This is a genomic window from Nonomuraea sp. NPDC046570, from assembly GCF_040645915.1.
Lineage (GTDB): Bacteria > Actinomycetota > Actinomycetes > Streptosporangiales > Streptosporangiaceae > Nonomuraea.
This window is the reverse complement of record NZ_JBEYZF010000022.1, coordinates 69,742-86,686: the sequence shown is the minus strand read 5'-3', so window position 1 is coordinate 86,686 and position 16,945 is coordinate 69,742. Positions and strand designations below refer to the sequence as shown.

14 protein-coding genes are annotated in these 16,945 nt (G+C 69.6%); 9 read left to right on the top strand and 5 right to left on the bottom strand.

Going from position 1 to position 16,945, the window contains the following annotated elements; translation table 11 throughout:
• Nucleotides 1-90 precede the first annotated feature (90 nt).
• The 4 genes from ABZ911_RS29310 to ABZ911_RS29295 all read left to right on the top strand — a co-directional run bounded on the left by ABZ911_RS29310 (nucleotide 91) and on the right by ABZ911_RS29295 (nucleotide 5,293).
• Nucleotides 91-963, top strand: coding sequence for a single-stranded DNA-binding protein (locus ABZ911_RS29310; RefSeq protein WP_358062828.1), 873 nt, complete (start codon nucleotides 91-93; stop codon nucleotides 961-963).
• Between the two features lie 306 nt (nucleotides 964-1,269).
• On the top strand, nucleotides 1,270-2,589 hold the full coding sequence (locus ABZ911_RS29305; RefSeq protein WP_358062825.1) for a GGDEF domain-containing protein: 1,320 nt from the start codon (nucleotides 1,270-1,272) through the stop codon (nucleotides 2,587-2,589).
• 78 nt (nucleotides 2,590-2,667) lie between these two features.
• A complete protein-coding gene (gene ettA, locus ABZ911_RS29300; protein ID WP_358062822.1) occupies nucleotides 2,668-4,332 on the top strand; it encodes an energy-dependent translational throttle protein EttA in 1,665 nt (554 codons plus the stop codon).
• 532 nt (nucleotides 4,333-4,864) lie between these two features.
• Nucleotides 4,865-5,293 carry a thioesterase family protein gene (locus tag ABZ911_RS29295; RefSeq protein ID WP_358062819.1) on the top strand — a complete coding sequence of 143 codons (429 nt, stop codon included), beginning with the start codon at nucleotides 4,865-4,867 and terminating at the stop codon, nucleotides 5,291-5,293.
• A 414-nt stretch (nucleotides 5,294-5,707) separates the two neighbouring features.
• Here the strand turns inward: ABZ911_RS29295 and ABZ911_RS29290 are convergent, their stop codons facing one another.
• A complete protein-coding gene (locus tag ABZ911_RS29290) occupies nucleotides 5,708-6,217 on the bottom strand; it encodes a hypothetical protein (protein WP_358062816.1) in 510 nt (169 codons plus the stop codon).
• Between ABZ911_RS29290 and ABZ911_RS29285 the strand changes: the two genes are divergently transcribed.
• On the top strand, nucleotides 6,190-7,509 hold the full coding sequence (locus ABZ911_RS29285) for an MFS transporter (RefSeq protein WP_358062813.1): 1,320 nt from the start codon (nucleotides 6,190-6,192) through the stop codon (nucleotides 7,507-7,509). The two genes, ABZ911_RS29290 and ABZ911_RS29285, sit on opposite strands and share 28 nt — an antisense overlap.
• A 78-nt stretch (nucleotides 7,510-7,587) precedes the next feature.
• On the opposite strand, the gene ABZ911_RS29280 is transcribed toward ABZ911_RS29285, so the two are convergent.
• From ABZ911_RS29280 to ABZ911_RS29265, 4 genes are all read right to left on the bottom strand, one after another.
• Nucleotides 7,588-9,102 (bottom strand): glycoside hydrolase family 13 protein, encoded by a 1,515-nt coding sequence (locus ABZ911_RS29280; RefSeq protein ID WP_358062810.1) that lies wholly within the window; start codon nucleotides 9,100-9,102, stop codon nucleotides 7,588-7,590.
• 30 nt (nucleotides 9,103-9,132) lie between these two features.
• Complete coding sequence (locus ABZ911_RS29275; protein ID WP_358062807.1) at nucleotides 9,133-9,513, bottom strand: globin; 381 nt, start codon at nucleotides 9,511-9,513, stop codon at nucleotides 9,133-9,135.
• A gap of 31 nt (nucleotides 9,514-9,544) precedes the next feature.
• The gene (locus ABZ911_RS29270; protein WP_358062805.1) at nucleotides 9,545-10,558 is read right to left on the bottom strand and encodes a mechanosensitive ion channel family protein; all 1,014 of its coding nucleotides are present in this window, start codon (nucleotides 10,556-10,558) and stop codon (nucleotides 9,545-9,547) included.
• A gap of 424 nt (nucleotides 10,559-10,982) precedes the next feature.
• Nucleotides 10,983-11,312 (bottom strand): hypothetical protein, encoded by a 330-nt coding sequence (locus ABZ911_RS29265; RefSeq protein ID WP_358062802.1) that lies wholly within the window; start codon nucleotides 11,310-11,312, stop codon nucleotides 10,983-10,985.
• A gap of 250 nt (nucleotides 11,313-11,562) precedes the next feature.
• On the opposite strand from ABZ911_RS29265, the gene ABZ911_RS29260 reads away from it, so the two are divergent.
• From ABZ911_RS29260 to ABZ911_RS29245, 4 genes are all read left to right on the top strand, one after another.
• Entirely contained in the window at nucleotides 11,563-13,125 is a 1,563-nt protein-coding gene (locus tag ABZ911_RS29260; RefSeq protein ID WP_358062799.1) for an XRE family transcriptional regulator, read from the top strand.
• Nucleotides 13,122-13,604: a GNAT family N-acetyltransferase gene (locus ABZ911_RS29255; protein ID WP_358062796.1), complete on the top strand. Its 483-nt coding sequence runs from the start codon at nucleotides 13,122-13,124 to the stop codon at nucleotides 13,602-13,604. Before ABZ911_RS29260 ends, ABZ911_RS29255 begins: the two co-directional genes overlap by 4 nt.
• A 231-nt stretch (nucleotides 13,605-13,835) precedes the next feature.
• Nucleotides 13,836-15,086, top strand: a complete 1,251-nt coding sequence (locus tag ABZ911_RS29250) for a DMT family transporter (RefSeq protein WP_358062793.1) — start codon at nucleotides 13,836-13,838, stop codon at nucleotides 15,084-15,086.
• Between the two features lie 150 nt (nucleotides 15,087-15,236).
• Nucleotides 15,237-16,943: a tetratricopeptide repeat protein gene (locus ABZ911_RS29245; RefSeq protein WP_358062790.1), complete on the top strand. Its 1,707-nt coding sequence runs from the start codon at nucleotides 15,237-15,239 to the stop codon at nucleotides 16,941-16,943.
• Nucleotides 16,944-16,945 lie beyond the last annotated feature (2 nt).

The window sequence follows — 16,945 nt, the reverse complement described above, 5'->3', positions numbered from 1 at the left end:
ACAGAGTCCCGTTCGGGCGCGCCGCCGCCCGTCCCGGCGCGCGACCCTCGTCTCCCGCGGGCATCCCGGCCCGCCGCATGGGAGGCACGAATGAACGACATCTACATCACACTCACCGGCAATGTCGCGGCCGAGCCGAGGCAGCACACCTTCAACGACGGGTCCCGGGTGACCTCGCTGCGCGTGGCCTCGACCAACCGCTACTTCGACCGGAAGACCAAGGAGTGGACCGACGGCGACACCGTCTACTTCGCGGTCAGGTGCTGGCGGGGTCTCGCCGACAACGTCGTCCAGTCCGTGCAGGTCGGCCATCCCGTGGTCATCTCGGGCAAGCTGCGGATCAGGGAGTTCGGTCCCGAGGGCGACCGCCGCTTCATGCCGGAGGTCGAGGCCGTGTCGGTCGGGCACGACCTGCGCTGGGGCGTCGGCGCCTTCACCAAGCCCCAGCGGAGCGGCGGGGTGGCGACCCTGAGCAAGGAGACCCGGGAGAGCCTCGACGAATCCACCCAGGACTGGGCCATGGGCCCGTCCGGCGCGCCCGCGGGCATCGAGGCGGTCGCGGAGCCCGGCTCGTTCGGCGAGTCCGGCGCGCTCGCCCGCGCCCGGGCGCTCGCGGCGGGCACCGGGCTCGTGGAGCCCGGCGCTTTCGGCCCTGACGGTCCTTCTGGCTCGGATCTCGTACGCCCGGGGGATCCGTCGGCTGCCGCCCATGTCACGGAAGTCCGCCTCCTGGGCCGCCCGGAGACGGCGGAGGTGCCTGGCCACCTGGTCGATGACCTCGAGTCGCCGAGCGTGGAGGGTGACGGGGCGGGTGCCGATTCCGGGGCGCGGGTGCGGGCCATCGGGGGCGCGGGCAGGGCCCGGCGCTCGAAGGCCGGTGCCGTACAGGTGAGTGCGGCAGGTGAGGGCGGGGGCACGGCGGGCGAGGCGCCGTGGCCCGCGGGGGTGAAGACGGCCGCCTGACGGTCGGAAGATGTGGGGAGGGGGCATCGGCCGTAGGTGCCGGTGCCCCGCTCTCAAGAGAACCCGGGTGCCCGGAGGATCGGCCGATGGCGTTCCGCCTAGACGGTTAGAGCATCTTTCAGGTCCAGGTCACACCCCGCACCATGGCTGCTCCTTTCCCCACGCACCGCTCGCGGAGTGAGCGGATTTGCGATCCCCGGCCACCGGACAGACGTGGCCATGCTGCCCAAGGTATCGGTTCCCGTCGCGCAACGCACACTCCGCAACTATTGTGTTACACATCGTTAGTTGGAGGAGGGAGGCGAGATGGCGGCTACCAGCCACACCTCAGTGAAGCCTCGCGCCGGTGCGTCGACACTGGCCGACCGATGGCCGTTGCTGGCACAGCGCCGTGCCCTCGTTGCCTACCTCAGCGGGATCGTAGCCCTGGATCTCGCCGCGATCGGGTTCTTTGCGACATCTGCCAATTTCCGCTGGTCCGACCTGCTGACCTTCCTGGCCCTGATGGTGTGCGGCGCGGTGTGCATCGAGGCGACCCGCCGCCTGGGCATGCCCGCGGGCGTCTCACGCGACCTGCTGTCAGCCTGGTGGCTGCCCGTCGCCCTGCTCCTCCCACCTGTCTACGCCCTGTTCGCGCCGATCGTCCTGCAAACCCTGCTGCAGTGGCGGGTCAGAGCCACCGTGCTCTACCGCAGGGTCTTCAGCGCCGCGGCCATCGGCCTCGCCGCCTGTACGGCCTCGGCCCTCTTCCACGCCCTGGTGCCCGACGTCTCGGTGCTCTCCCAGGGCAGCGGGCCATCCATCATGCTGGCCATCGGCTGCGCGGTGCTGTTCGCGGTGCTCAACACGGCGCTGATCGCCGTCGCCGCGCACACCGCCGACCCCGACACGCGCTGGCGCGAGGTCCTGTGGGACCGCGAGAGCGTGCTCCTCGACGTCGTCGAGCTCTGCCTGGGCGTGATCGTCGCGATCGCCTGCGGCCTCAACCCCGCCCTGCTGGTGCTCGCCCTCCCGCCCGTCGTCCTGCTGCAGCGAAGCCTCCTGCACGCCCAGCTTCAGGCGGCGGCGCGCACCGACCCCAAGACGGGGCTGCTCAACGCCGCGGCCTGGCAGCGCGAGGCCGACACCGAGATCGTCAGAGCCCGCCGTACCGGCGAGACGCTCGCCCTGCTCATCGTGGACATCGACCACTTCAAGCGGGTCAACGACACCCACGGCCACCTCATCGGCGACCAGGTGCTGATCGCCGTGGCCGCGATGCTGCGCAGCCAGTTGCGCGAATACGACGTGGTGGGCCGCTTCGGCGGTGAGGAGTTCGTCGTCCTGCTGCCCGGGGCGGACATCTCCGAGGCGCGGCGGGTGGCCGAGCGCCTGCGCAGCCGGGTCGGCCGGATGGCGATCCCCGCCGACGACGTCATGGTCACCGTGACGATCTCGGCGGGCGTGGCCATCATGAGCCTGCACGGCGACGACCTCATCGAACTCCTCGCGGCAGCCGACCTGGCCCTGTACCGCGCCAAGGAGCTGGGCCGCGACCGCATCTGCCTCCCCGCCCCCCGCACCCCGCCTCACAGCCCCACCCCCGAACGCCCGTCCTCACCGCCGGACCCGATAGCCGAGTTGTAGCCCCTCGCGTGGCCGCCGATTCCGCAGGCCGAACAATCCCGCGCGGTCGGGTCCCCAAGAGGCCCTAAGCTAGGTGGCATGCCGGAGTACATCTACACGCTGCAGCGCGTGCGCAAGGCGCACGGCGACAAGGTTGTCCTTGACGACGTCACGCTGTCGTTCCTGCCTGGCGCCAAGATCGGCGTTCTGGGCCCCAACGGCACCGGAAAGTCGACGCTGCTCCGGATGATGGCCGGTCTCGAGCAGCCCTCCAACGGTGACGCCAGGCTCATGCCCGGCTTCACGGTCGGCATGCTGCAGCAGGAGCCCCCGCTCAACGAAGCCAAGACCGTCCTCGGCAACGTCCAGGAGGGCGTCGCCGAGACAATGGCCATGCTCGAGCGCTACAACCAGATCGCCGAGCAGATGGCCACCGACTACAGCGACGAGCTGCTGGAGGAGATGGGCAAGCTCCAGGACCAGCTTGAGCACCGCAACGCCTGGGAGCTCGACAGCCAGCTGGAGCAGGCGATGGACGCCCTGCGCTGCCCGCCGCCCGACGCCGACGTGACCACCCTGTCCGGTGGCGAGCGCCGTCGAGTCGCGCTGTGCAAGCTGCTGCTCGAAGCCCCCGACCTGCTGCTGCTCGACGAGCCCACCAACCACCTCGACGCCGAGAGCGTCCAGTGGCTGGAGCAGCACCTGGAGAAGTACGCGGGCACCGTCCTGGCCGTCACCCACGACCGGTACTTCCTCGAAGGCGTCGCCGGCTGGATCCTCGAGCTCGACCGAGGCCGCTGCTACGCCTACGAAGGCAACTACTCCACCTACCTGGAGGCCAAGGCCCAGCGCCTGAAGGTCGAAGGGCAGAAGGACGTCAAGCGCAAGAAGCGCCTGGAAGACGAGCTCGAGTGGGTTCGGTCCAACCCCAAGGCCCGCCAGACCAAGAGCAAGGCCCGCCTCCAGCGCTACGAGGAGATGGCGGCCGAAGCCGACAAGCACCGCAAGCTCGACTTCGAAGAGATCCAGATCCCGCCGGGTCCGCGCCTGGGCACCACGGTCATCAGGGCCGAAGACCTCACCAAGGGCTTCGAGGACCGTCTGCTCATGGAGGGTCTCACCTTCGACCTGCCGCGCAACGGCATCGTCGGCATCATCGGCCCCAACGGCGTCGGCAAGACAACCATGTTCCGCATGATCATCGGCACCGAGACGCCCGACGACGGGGCGGTCGTCGTCGGCGACACCGTCAAGATCTCCTACGCCGACCAGAGCCGCGGCGGCATCGACCCCAGCAAGAACGTCTGGGAAGTCGTCTCCGACGGGCTCGACTACATCAAGGTCGGCCAGGTCGAAGTCCCGTCACGCGCCTACATCGCCGCGTTCGGCTTCAAGGGCCCCGACCAGCAGAAGAAGTCCGGCGTACTGTCCGGTGGCGAGCGCAACCGCCTCAACCTGGCGCTGACGCTCAAGCAGGGCGGCAACGTACTGCTGCTCGACGAGCCCACCAACGACCTCGACACCGAAACCCTCTCCTCCCTCGAGAACGCCCTGCTCGAATTCCCGGGCTGCGCGGTCATCACCTCCCACGACCGCTGGTTCCTCGACCGCATCGCCACGCACATCCTGGCGTGGGAAGAGGGCTCCAACTGGTTCTGGTTCGAGGGCAACTTCGCGGACTACGAGAAGAACAAGATCGAGCGCCTGGGCGCCGACGCCGCCCGCCCCCACCGCGTCACCTACCGCAAACTCCACCGCGACTGATCCCCACCCCGCAACGCCCCCGGCCCACCCGGGGGCGTTTCGCATTCCCAGCCTCGGGACGCACACAATCGACATAGGTTTGCCCAGCCCGCAGCCACATGGCAACGCCTTAGATGCGGGTGTGCGGGGGAGTTTTGGGGTTGGAGCCTGTACGGCACGCACGAGATACGCCACCCAGCCCGCCGGCTGGCGCCTGTCCAGGGTGACGCTCCTCGGGAGCGCGGGCTGAACGCCGTTACGGCGAGTCGAATCCTGGGATCTTTCTGCAGGTGGACAGCAGAACAGTGCGGCTTCTTAGGAATGGTCGAAGCCCGCGACGCGATATGGCGTTCTCGGATAAGTCGATCTTAGGGACCACGGAGGAGGTCACACTCCAGTGCACGCTCAAGGTTCGTGATGGTCGGCATCTCGGACAGGTCGATCTTGGGGACTACGGAGTAGGGGCCGGGCGTGGAGGGCGGAGTGGAGGGAGCGGAGTAGAGGGTGGGCGGTGGGGTACCCGGCGGTTGGGTGGGGTGGGGAGGTCGATAGCGTGGCGGGTGTGGTTGAACACTCCCTCGTGCAGCGGCATGTCTTTCCCCGGATGGTGCGCTTCGCGGACATTGATTCGCTGGGGCATGTGAATAACGTGCGGTTCTTCGATTACCTCGAAGACGCGCGGCTGGGGATGCTGCACATTGATCCCTACAGGGCCGGAGACGCGCCGTTCAAGGGGTTGGTGGTGGCTCGGCATGAGATCGACTATCGGCGGCCGTTGACGTTCAGGGCGGATCCGGTGAACGTGGAGACGTGGGTGACCGAGATCAGGTCGGTGCGCTTCACGCTGGAGTACGAGATCAAGGACGATCGCGAGGTGTTCGTGACGGCGCGGTCGGTGATCGTGGCGTACGACGTGGAGAGCGCGGCACCGCGTCGACTCAACACGGACGAACTCGCGTATCTCAAGCGCTACTCGATCTGAGTCCGGACCTGGCTGGGCACCGTCGACATCGACGTCGTCTCGATCAGAGATTGGCCCCGCGCCCCACACCGTGATTCACCAGCACCCCTGAACAAGGGGGTGCTGGTGCTGGTTTCCGCCCCTTACGCCACTCGTCCCAGCGGCTCCAATCACACCAAGCGCAAGACACCCCAGCGCAGGACGCCCGGCGCAGGGCATCCAGCGCAAGACGCCCAGCGCAAGACGCCCAGCGCAGGACAGGCGGACACATCGAGGGTTGGTTGTCGTCGAGCATTGTCACTTTGGTGCGCCTGAAATCTCTCGCGAGGAGAAGGCATGGGGCGCACCTAGCCCCAGCACCCACCCTCAGCACCCACCCTCAGCCCCCCTCAGCAGGACAAGCGCCGCCGCTATGCGGCTCGGCCCGTTCGGGGGCTAGGAGGCGAGCAGGTCGAAGTGGAAGCCGAGCAGGAGTGCGAAGATTGCCAGGAGGCGAAGTTGGGTCACCTGTGGGTGCGCTAGCCAGGCGGCTACTCCGAGAACGAGCCAGCTGAGCAGGCAACGCAGGCCGAGCCACACGAAGACCGCGACGTACGCTCCCACGATCGTCCCCAGCAGGCCGATGATCATGTTCGCGAAGATGGTGCCGGCGATGCCGAGGTCCCAGTCGGGGAGTATCCCGGCCAGCACGAACCACCAGCCTCCGAAGATCAGCACGTAGAGCGGGAAGTCGCCGCTGTCTCGCCGGCGGCGTAACCAGGTGGCAAGGGACGACAGCCGGGCGGGGCCTGCGATGTCGAGGATCACGGTCAGGCCCGCGACGAAGGAGAGCGCCTTACCTGCTCGTCCCAGCCCGAGGATGGACCATCCGGCCAGGGTGTGCTGGTTCACCTGAACGTTGTCCAGCCACATTCGCCATGCCTCGAACAGTCCGAGATCCGCCATGCCCGGAGCGTAGGAGCGGTGATGTGCACCTGGCTAGAGCCGTCCGCGCAGGGCTCTCAGGGCGGGACGGAGTAGCGAGGGGTGGGAGAATCTGGGCGATGGGTCGGAATCCGGGGCGTAAGCGGTGGTTGATGCTGGGGCTCGGGGTTAACGCCCATACGAGCGTCACCCTGGGTTTGGCGGGATTACCGGTGGTCATGCCGGATATCGAACGCCATTTCGCCGTCCCTCTGCCCGTCGCCGGGCTCATCGGGAACGCCCCGGCGATCGGGATCCTGTTCGCGCTCGTTGCCTGGGGAGCGTTGGCCGACCGGCGGGGTGAGCGCTTGGTGCTCGGGGTCGGGGTCAGCCTCGCGGCGGTGCTGCTCGCGGCGGCTGCGTTGGTGCCCTGGACGTGGGCGGTGATCGTGTTGCTCGCGCTCGCGGGGGCGGCCGGGGCGGCGGCGGTCGTGGGGGGCGGGCGCATTGTGCTGCGGTGGTTCGCGCCGCACGAGCGCGGTGTCGCGATGGGCCTGCGGCAGGTCTCCTACACGCTGGGCATGGCCGTCGCGGCGTTTCTGCTGCCGCCGGTCGCCGGGGCGTACGGCATTCCAGGGGTGTTGTTCGTCTGCGCGGGGGTGGCGCTGGTCGCGGCGGTGCTGGCGGTGCTTTTCCTCGCCGATCCGCCGCACTCGCTGGAGCCGGCGGGGACGGTCGCGGGTGGCTCGCCGTACCGGCAGCGGGCGCTGTGGCGGGTGCATGGGACCAGTGCTCTGCAGGCGGTGCCGCAGGTGGTGGTGGGGACGTATGGGGTGACCTGTCTGGTCAGGGTGTACGGCTGGGACGCGGTGGCGGCGGGGCAGCTCTTCGGGGCGGCGGCGATCGCGGGGGCGGTGGTCAGGATCGCGGTGGGACGGTGGTCGGACCGTACCGGGCTGCGGATGCGGCCGTTGCGGCTCATCACCGTGATGACGGTCGCGGTGCTGGTGTCGCTGGTGGCGGGGCAGTTGGCCGGTGCGTGGTTCGGGCCGGTGCTGATCGCGGTGGCCTCGGTGATCACGGTGGCGGGGAACGGGCTGGCCTACTTGTCCGCGGGGGAGCTGGCCGGGCCCGGGTGGGCGGGGCGGGTGCTGGGGACGCACAACAGTATTCAGAACACGGTGGCGCTGGTCGCCGTGCCGGTCGCGGGGGTGGTGATCACTCAGGTGGGGTTCTGGGCGGGCTTCGCGGTGGGGCTGGCCTGCACGATCGCTTCGCTTCCCGTCATCCCTGCGCGCGGCGAAGTCTCGGCCCGAGAGGAGAAGCGCCCTTGAGGAACGGGCTGACGCCGGTGGGAAGGCGGGCATCACGATCGGCCGGTTCTCGATGCCCGCCTCGTGGAGTCAAGGCCCCTACTCCGTGTGGAGCCAGGCCGCGGTGTCGGGTGGGAGGAGGTTGCCGGTGAGGGGACCGCTGGAGAGGATCACTCGGTGGTGCGGAGGGAGTGGCACCGGGCCGGAGCCGCAGTTGATCGCGCATGTCAGCTCGCCGCGGGTGAAGAAAAGCGCTCCCCCGGGAGAATCCAGCCACTCCAAGTTGTAAGGAATCGCTCCCCGCAGCTCGCGGCGTCGCGTGAGCGCTCTCCGGTAGAACTCGAGCGTGGAGTCGGCGTCCCCGGCCTGCGCTTCCACACTCATCGAGCGGAAAAGCGCGGGTTGCGGCAGCCACGGATCCACCCCCGGAGGGGAGAACCCGTACGGCGGCGCGTCCCCCGACCAAGGCAGCGGCACCCGGCACCCGTCCCTCCCGGGCAGTTCCCCGCCGGACTGGAAGAACACGGGATCCTGCCGCGCCTCCGGTGGAAGTTCCTTAACCTCAGGGAGGCCAAGTTCCTCCCCCTGGTAGAGATATGCCGACCCGGGCAGCGCCAGCATCATGAGTAATGCGGCCTTCGCCCTGGAAAGTCCGGTGCCGGGGTCGGCGGTCTCGTAGCGGGTGCGGTGCCGTACCACGTCGTGGTTGGACAGGACCCAGGTGGCGGATGGGACCGCGCCGAGCGTGTCGTCGATGACCTGTTTGAACGCCGTGGGCGACCAGGGTGCCTGCAGCCACGCGAAGTTGAAGCTCTGCTGCAGCTCGTCGGGCCGTACATAGAGGGCGAGGTCCTCGGCGCTGTCGGTCCACACCTCGCCGACGGCCATCCGCTCGCCGTCGTAGGAGTCGAGCAGCTTGCGCCACTCGCGGTAGACCTCGTGGACCTCGGGCCGGCCCCAGATCGGAGACTCGGCCTTGAACGACTGGTCGGGCACGTCGGGCAGTCCCTCCGCCTTGTACAGGCCCATCGCGACGTCGATGCGGAACCCGTCGACGCCCTTGTCCAGCCAGAACCGCAGCACGTCCAGGAACTCCTGGTGCACCTCCCGGTTGCGCCAGTCGAAGTCGGGCTGGCCGGGGGCGAACAGGTGGAGGTACCACTGCCCGTCGGGCAGTCGCGTCCAGGCGGGCCCGCCGAAGGTGGACTGCCAGTTGTTCGGGGGAGCGTCGCCGTCGCGGAAGATGTAGCGGTCACGCCGCTCGCCGCGCAGCGCCTGCTGGAACCAGGCGTGCGCGTCGGAGCTGTGGTTGGGCACGACGTCGACGATCACCCGCAGCCCGTGCGCGTGCGCCTCCGCGACCAGCGCGTCGAAGTCGGCGAGGGTGCCGAACAGCGGATCCACGTCACGGTAGTCGGCCACGTCGTAGCCGCCGTCGGCCATGGGGGAGGTGTAGAAGGGGGTCAGCCAGATCGCGTCCACCCCGAGCTCGGCCAGGTACGGCAGGCGCTGCCTGATCCCGGCCAGATCGCCGACGCCGTCTCCGGAGGCGTCGGCGAAACTGCGGACATAGATCTCGTATACGACGGCGTCCCGCCACCAGGGGATATCCATGTGGCAGGCTTTGCCCTACTTGGAAGGGCTTTATGCCTGGCTGTTGATCATGCTGCGCGCGGCATAGACGAGGTAGTCCCAGAGCCTGGTCTCCTGCTCCTGCGGGAGCTCCAGGGACAGGACCGCGTCGTGCATGTGCTTCAGCCAGGCGTCATGCTCCGCCTGGCCGATCACGAAGGGCGCGTGGCGCATGCGCAGCCGGGGATGGCCACGCTCCTGGCTGTAGGTGGTGGGCCCGCCCCAGTACTGGATGAGGAAGCCGCGCATCCGGTCCTCGGCTCCGGTGAGGTCTTCCTCGGGATAGAGCGGGCGCAAGAGTGCGTCCTCCGCGACACCTTCGTAGAAACGGTGCACCAGACGGCGGAAGGTGTCTTCGCCTCCGACGGCATCGTAGAAAGAGGACTCAGTCACGCATCCCAGCCTAGGTCAACTTGGACACTGCTCAGGCGACGAGCGGGACTCCGGCGGAGTCCAGGGCGGACTTGACGCGGAATCGCAGCTCACGGGCGACCTCGGCCTGCCTGGACGGCAGGGTCCTGGCGGAGACGCGGAAGATGACCGAGGTGTCGGAGATCTGCTCGATGCCGTACACGACCGGCTCTTCGACGATCATGCTCTCCTTGTACTCAGGATCATTCCACAGCTCGTCGGTGACCCGCTTGAGCAGTTCGCGCACGGCGGGCACGTCCGCGTCGTAGGCCACGGGCACGTCGAGATAGGCGCGCGACCAGCCCTGGGACTCGTTGCCGACCCGGGTGATGGTGCCGTTGCGGACGTACCAGACGCGTCCGTCGGCGTCGCGCAGGCGGGTGATGCGCAGGGTGACCGCCTCGACGGTGCCGATCGCGGCGCCCGCGTCGATGACGTCGCCCACGCCGTACTGGTCCTCCAGCAGCATGAACATGCCCGCGATGAAGTCCTTGACGAGCTCCTGCGCGCCGAAGCCGATCGCCACGCCCAGGATGCCGACGCTGGTCAGCAGCGGCGCGATGGGGATGGTCAGCCGGTCGAGGACGGTCAGGATCGCGGTGCCCATGATGACGATCGAGACGATGTGCCGCAGGACCGAGCCCATGGTCTCGGCGCGCTGCTTGCGGCGCTCGGTGAGCAGGGCGTTGATGCCGTCGGTGGCGGGGGCGCCGCGGCGCAGCCGCCCGGTGAAGGAGGTGCCGACGGCCGCCCGGTTCACCACGCGGGTGATCAGGCGCTGCGCGATGTTCCGCACGATGAGGGCGATGACCAGGATGAGCGCGATGGTGATCGCGCTGGCCACCAGCGGCGCCCAGACCGCATTGGGGAACAGGTTGGCGAAGGTGGAGCAGAGCAGCGCGTCGTCGTTGCAGAGCTTGGAGATGTCGCTGACCACTTCCATGGGATCGGGGATCAGTCCCGAGGGGCTGGGAGAGGGGGTCGGGGACAGCGACGGCGAGGGGGTCGGGGTCGCTAGCAAGGACACGAGGTGAATCCCCTCCGGAAGCGGTTCGATCGGCAGGTGCGCGGGCGTGTATGCACCCATACATACTGCCGATCGAACCGGTCGCCGTCACATCACGCCGGGGAAGACGGGGTTGCCAGGACCGGGGCCGCGGGGGGCGGCCCTGACGCTCCGGTGACGGACGACTCGGACGGGACATGCACCCGGAAGCATGTCCCGCGCCGTTTCCGGGGAGGGATCCCCCGAACGTCCTCCGGGCGGACCCGGAGGACGGCTCTACGTGTACGGCGGTAGCCGTACAGGCTCTTGGGAGACGGAGCCGGCGGGGTGGCCAGGATTCCCTTCTGACCGGAATCCTCCGCACCGGTCACCCCACCGGCTCCGTGGGGCCGCGGTGACGGCGGTGAGCCGCGGTGACTGCGCTTCACCCCGGATCACCGCCTCGTCACTCTCCCACCGCGGCAAGTACTCGGGCGACCTTCGTCGCGGCGCCCGCCGGATCGTCGGCCGCGTGCATCCGCTCGCCCCACGACCAGCAGAACCACGGGTCGGGGACATCCTGCGCGGCGACCCGGCAGGTGACGTTCTCCGCCAGGCTGGTGGCGTTGGGGTTGATGACCCGAACGAACACCCTGCCCGACTGGGTTCGTACCACGCGTGCCAGCAGGCCGCGAGCATCAAGCTCGGACACCAGACGCTCCAGATGCCCGAAGCTGTCGTCCGCCATCTCGGCGCCCTCCCTCAGGTCGTTGCCGATGCGCCAAAGATGACTCACGCCTGAGCAGGAGGTCAACGCGGCCCTTGCGGGGCGGGAGTGGCCAAACCCCTCGTGGGTTGTAAGAAACAGTCCGCTGGAGGACGATCCTTAACCGTAAGCTTCAACTGCACGTTTTCAACCTGCCAATCGTGGTTCATAGTTCTGTGTAGGCGCAGTGCGATGTTGTGGCTACACTGCGTCAGCGACGTTGAACCGGTCGGGACGTGTGGGTCGGCCTTGGTCGGCGGCTCACGAGAGAGGGGCCGGGATGTCCGGCAGGCAGCACAGGGAGACGGAGATCGCGCGGCAGGTCAGAGCCAGGGGCCTGGCCGCGGGCCGCACGTGTGCGCTCATCGCTGAGGAGATCCACGAGGCGTGCACGACCCAGTTCGGCACGACCAAGATCAAATCCCATCGGCTGGCCCACGGCATCGCCCTCGCCGACGTCATCGAGCAGATCCGGGCGCTGTTCGAGCGGGACGAGAAGTCGGTGCCCGGCATCGGCGAGACGCTGCTGTCGGCGTACGAGAGCGGCCTGAAGCGCCCCGGGCCCGAGTATCTCCACTACCTCTGCTCGGTCTACCGGGTCGAGCCGCCCGCGCTCGGCTTCGACGGCCCGTGCATCTGCGGGCGCGGCCACCGGACGCCCAACGCGGCCAAAGGCGAGCACGACCCCTCCGACGCCGACTTCCCGGCGGACACCCGCGAGCTGTTCGTCTCACGGCAGGGGTCCGAAGATCAGGCCGCCCGCGGCGACGAAGAGGACGAGAACGTCATGCGCCGCACCCTGCTGGGGCTGCTGGCGGGCAAGCAGCCCGAGCTGGACAGCGCGGTGCTCGCCGCGGTCGAGGGCATCCGGCGGCGGATGGACGACACGCTCATGTCGGCGACCGTCTCGCCCGCGATGCTCGACCAGTGGGAGGAGGCCACGCTCAGCTTCGGCCGGCAGTACACCACGACCGCGCCGCTGCGGCTGCTGTGCGACGTGCTGCTGGAGCTGAGCGCGGTGCGCACCGCGATGAGCCGGCGCCAGCCCACCGACCTGCAGGAGCGGCTGTGCCGCATGGCCGCGCAGCTCTCCGGGCTGTGCGGCATGATCATGATCAACCTGGGCGACCACCGGCTCGCCAGGGCCTTCTTCCGCACCGGCCGCACGGCCGCCGACGAGACCGGCGACCGCGCGCTGCGCGCCTGGATCACCGCCCGCGAGTCGCTGGTCCCGCTGTACTACGGCGACGCGCGCGAGGCGCTCAACCTGGCCAAGAAGAGCCGTGACCTGGCGGGCCAGACGCCGTGCGCCGCGCAGGCGATGGCGCCGGTCGTCGAGGCCCGCGCGCTGGCGCTGCTGGCCGGCACGAACGGCAAGAAGGAAGTGATCGACCAGGCCAAGCGGGCGCTGGCCAAGGCGCGATCGGCCTTCCTGCACATGAAGGCCGACGAGCAGGAGGACATGGCCTTCGGCTACACCGAGAAGCAGCTCTACTTCTACCAGGGCGACGTGCTCACCAAGCTCGGGCAGACGCTCGAGGCCGACATGGTGCTGGAGCAGGCGCTGGAGAAGTACTCCGACCACATCCTCGACCAGACGCTCATCCGGCTCGACCGGGCGCAGTGCAAGCTGCTGGAGGGCGACGGCGAGGAGGCGGCGAAACTCGCGGCCAAGGCGCTGGACATGCTCGCCGTCGGCTATCGCACCGAATTCGTCATGCGCCCGGCCTACCAGCTGGAGCGGGATCTCGTCAAAGCCGGTTACACCACGGGACCGAACGTACAGGCGCTCAGGAACCAGCTCCTGCCGGTCAGCGTGCCAGAGGGGAAAGGCGGTGCATGAAGCTGCGGATCCGGCGCTATCGCTGGTCTGATCTGGACGAGGTCTACGCTCTCCACCAGATCTGCCTGGCCCAGGTGGGCATCGTCCCCGGTGACGGCGTCTACTACGACGACGACTTCCCGCGCATCCACGAGGTCTACCTCTCGTGCGGCGGGGAGTTCCTCATCGGGGAGATCGACAGCAGGCTCGTCGCCATGGGCGCACTGCGCCCCCTCGACGAGCAGACGGTGGAGACCTGCCGCCTGCGGGTGCACCCGGAGTTCCAGCGCCGCGGCTTCGGCGCGCTCATGCTGGCCGCCCTCGAGGCCAAGGCCATCGAGCTCGGCTTCAGCCGCCTGCGCGGGGACACCACGCTCAACCAGGGTGCCGCCCTCTCGCTCTACGAGAAGCAGGGCTGGCGCGAGATCTCCCGGCAACAGGTCGGTGAGCTGACCGTCGTGTACGGCGAGAAGCAACTCGCTCACGCCCTCACCCAGTAGCCGCCCTTCCACGCCCTCTGAGCCGGAAACGGCTGTCCGTTACCTATGCGCGTTATGTGCTGAATTCAGAGTGCGCCGGTGGGGGAAGTCCGAATCCGCGAGTGATGCCCTTCCCCCTGGGTGTAACAGGAGCCTCACCGGGCTCCCGCGCGCGCCGCGACGGGCGTGAATCCCAGTGAGACGCTGTGTGGCATGGCAGTGGTCTCTGCTCCCCGACCCCTCTTGGGAGCCGTGCTTCTGTTGTTCGTCAGCGCCGCTTGGGGGTCGGCCTTCCCGCTGATGAAAGACCTGATGCTCCGCGTGCCGGTGGATGATCTGCTCACTGAGCGGTACACCATCGCCGCGGTGGCGCTGATCCTCCTACGGCCCCGATGCCTGCGAGGGCTCGGGCGCGGCACCTGGCTCCGGGGGCTCCTGCTGGGTGTGCTGTTCGGGGTGGGGCAGTCGATGCAGGCGTTCGCCCTGGGCGGCCTCTCCTCGGCCGTGTCCGGTTTCGCGGTCGGCTGCAACGTCCTCATCACCCCGGTGCTGGCGCTGGTCCTGTTCCGGACACGGGTGCGGGCGCGGGTGTGGACGGGAGTGGCCCTCGCGCTCGCCGGGATGACCGTCTTCACCCTGTTGAGCAGCACCGAGGGCGGCGAGTTCTCCCTCGGAGGTCTCGGGCTCACGCTGAGCGCCGCCGCTCTCTACTCCTGCCACACGCTCGTGCTGGCCCGCTTCTCCCGCTCCAACTACGACGCCTACGCGATCACCGTCATCCAGCTCGTCACGATCGGGTTGCTCACCGGGCTGGTCGCCGCACCGGACGGGCTGGTGCTGCCCGCGACGCGAGGCGACTGGCTCATCCTGGCGCACCTGTCGCTCGTCTCGTGCGCGCTGGGCTTCCTGGCCCGGTCGTTCGCCCAGCGGCACATCGCCGCGGTGCCCAGCGCCGTACTGCTGTCCTCGCAGCCGCTCTGGGTCGCCGTCATCGCGCTGGGCTTCGGCGAGCGGATCGGCCTGAGCATCGTGGTGGGCGGCGCGCTCATGGGGGCGGCGATGCTGCTGGCGGTGCCGTCTCGAGGCGCGCCCGTGGTCGTGGGCGACCCGCCCGCGCGGGTGCCGCAGCGGCCCGAGGCCGACGACGACCTGCGCCACGCGGCCAAACGCGCCGCCCAGGTGCTGGCCACGCTCAGGGGCGAGCAGTCCACACCGGCCGTCCCGCCCGCCGACGACTACCCCGTCACGCCCAGGTTCTCCGAGTGCCGCTTGCGCGCCGTCGACGGCGAACTCTGGAGCTCGCTGGCGCGGAAGGGAACGACCGAGCCCGGCATCGAGCGCCTGATCGAGCACGCCACCGAGATCGTCAGGGCCAGGGCCACGCCGGGCGCGGAAGGCTGCCTGACCATGCCGCTGAGCGGGCGCTGCCTCTGCACCATGCGGGCGGATACGGCGCGCGACATCGGCTCGCTCGGCGCAGCCGATATAGGCGTCATCCGATAATCCAGACCTGCCCGGCATATTTCTTGCGTTCGGCGCCTCCGAGGTCAAGGCTGGACTCCTATGTAATAAGGGGTGCCAGATGAAGAGGATCCTCGTCCGTAAGCCGGGTCCCGCCAAGCTCACCGGAACCGCCAGCGTCATCCACAAGGGGTGACGTCCCACCTCCGGATCCAGGGTGCACCCCCTGCTCGATGGGACTCGAGCCCGCCGCTGCTGCCCGTCATCGACGGGCACCGGCACCCGAACGGGCCCTACACCGTCGCCGCCGCGCTGCTGCACCATCTGGTTCCACGAGCTCTGGAACGTTCCCATGACCTCGTGGCGGCCCATGACATCGAGATCAGGGCCGCCGCGCCCGGCTTGGCCGGTCTTGTCCCGGCCAGGCGGGTGGCCGTCGACTCCGCGCTGCCCGACGACGAGCGCATCCTGGTGCCCGCGCCGCGCCGTACCCTGCGGCTGGCCAACGGGCTGGCCGAGTTCGTCGCGGCAGCCGTACCGCCGGGGAGCGTGGTCGTCGTGTGCAACGCGGCCGAGGCCGATCCCACCGACACCGAGCTGCTGGAGGTGCTGGCCCGCAGGATCCCGCCCGGCGTGCTGCGTCTCGTGGTCTACTCGGCGGGTCCCGCCCCGCCTCCCGACACCAGGACCGCGGCGCGGCTCTGGGAGCAGGTCGACCGGTGCGTGCGCGAGGGGTTCCTGTACGCCGTGGTCGAGCTGGGCGAGCGCGGGCTGACGCTGACCGAGCCCGGTGGCGAGCTGTGGTGGCGCTTCGCCCAGCGCGCCGCGACCGCCCTGGGCGGCCTCGGCCGCCGCGCGGAGGCGCGAGCGCTGTGGGAGCGGGTGCGCGGGCACAGCCAGGACCCCGCGGTGCACGCGGCCTGCGCGTACGGCATCGCGATGCTCGACGCGCGCGACCCCGACCCCGCCCGGCGCGACCTGGGCCGGGCCAGAGCCTGGCTCAACCAGGCGGTCGCCATCTCGAGGCTGCTCCCGGACCCCGTCGAGCGCGCCTTCAAACTGGGCTTCGACCGCAACGCGCTGGCCCTGGTCGAATGGCGGCAAGGTCGCTCCCAGGCCGCGCTCGCCCTCGTCGAGTCGGCACTCGAACTGGCCGACAAGGAGCTGTCCGGCCGCCACCCCCAGCACCGGATGGTGCTGCTGGCCAACCGGGCGCGACTGCTGGCCGCGACCGGCCGGGCCGAGGAGGCACTCGCCGACTACACCGCGGCGATCGCCGTCGACCCCGCCTTCCCCGACAACTACCTGGAGCGCGGGAACCTGCTGCTCGCCCTGCGCCGCCATGACGAGGCGCTGGCCGACTACGAGAGCGCGATCACGGCCGGGCCACCGCTGCCCGAGGCCTACTACAACCGCGCGGAGCTGCGCACCACGCTCGGCGACCTGGACGCCGCGCTGGCCGACCTGGGGCACGTGATCGAGCTGGACCCGGCCTACCTGGACGCCTACATCAACAGGGCCGGGCTGCTGGCGGGCCTGGAGCGGGACGCCGAAGCGGCGGCCGACGTCGAGGCGGGGCTGGCGCTGGCGCCGGGCAACCCGCACCTGCTGTCGGTCCTCGGCCAGCTGGAGACGGCCGCCGGACGCTTCGCCGAGGCCGAGTCGGCCTTCGGCGCCGCCATCGCGGCCGCCCCGGGCCTGGCCGCCGCATGGGCGAACCGGGGCGTGATGCGGTACGCCGCAGGCGACCTGACCGGCGCGCTGGCCGACCTCGACCGGGCGATCGACCTGGAACCACATCCCGACCTGCACCTCAACCGGGCGACGGCGCTACGCGAGCTGGGCAGGACGGCCGAGGCCGCCGCCGCCGAGCGGGAGGCGGCGCGCCTGACCCCGTGAAA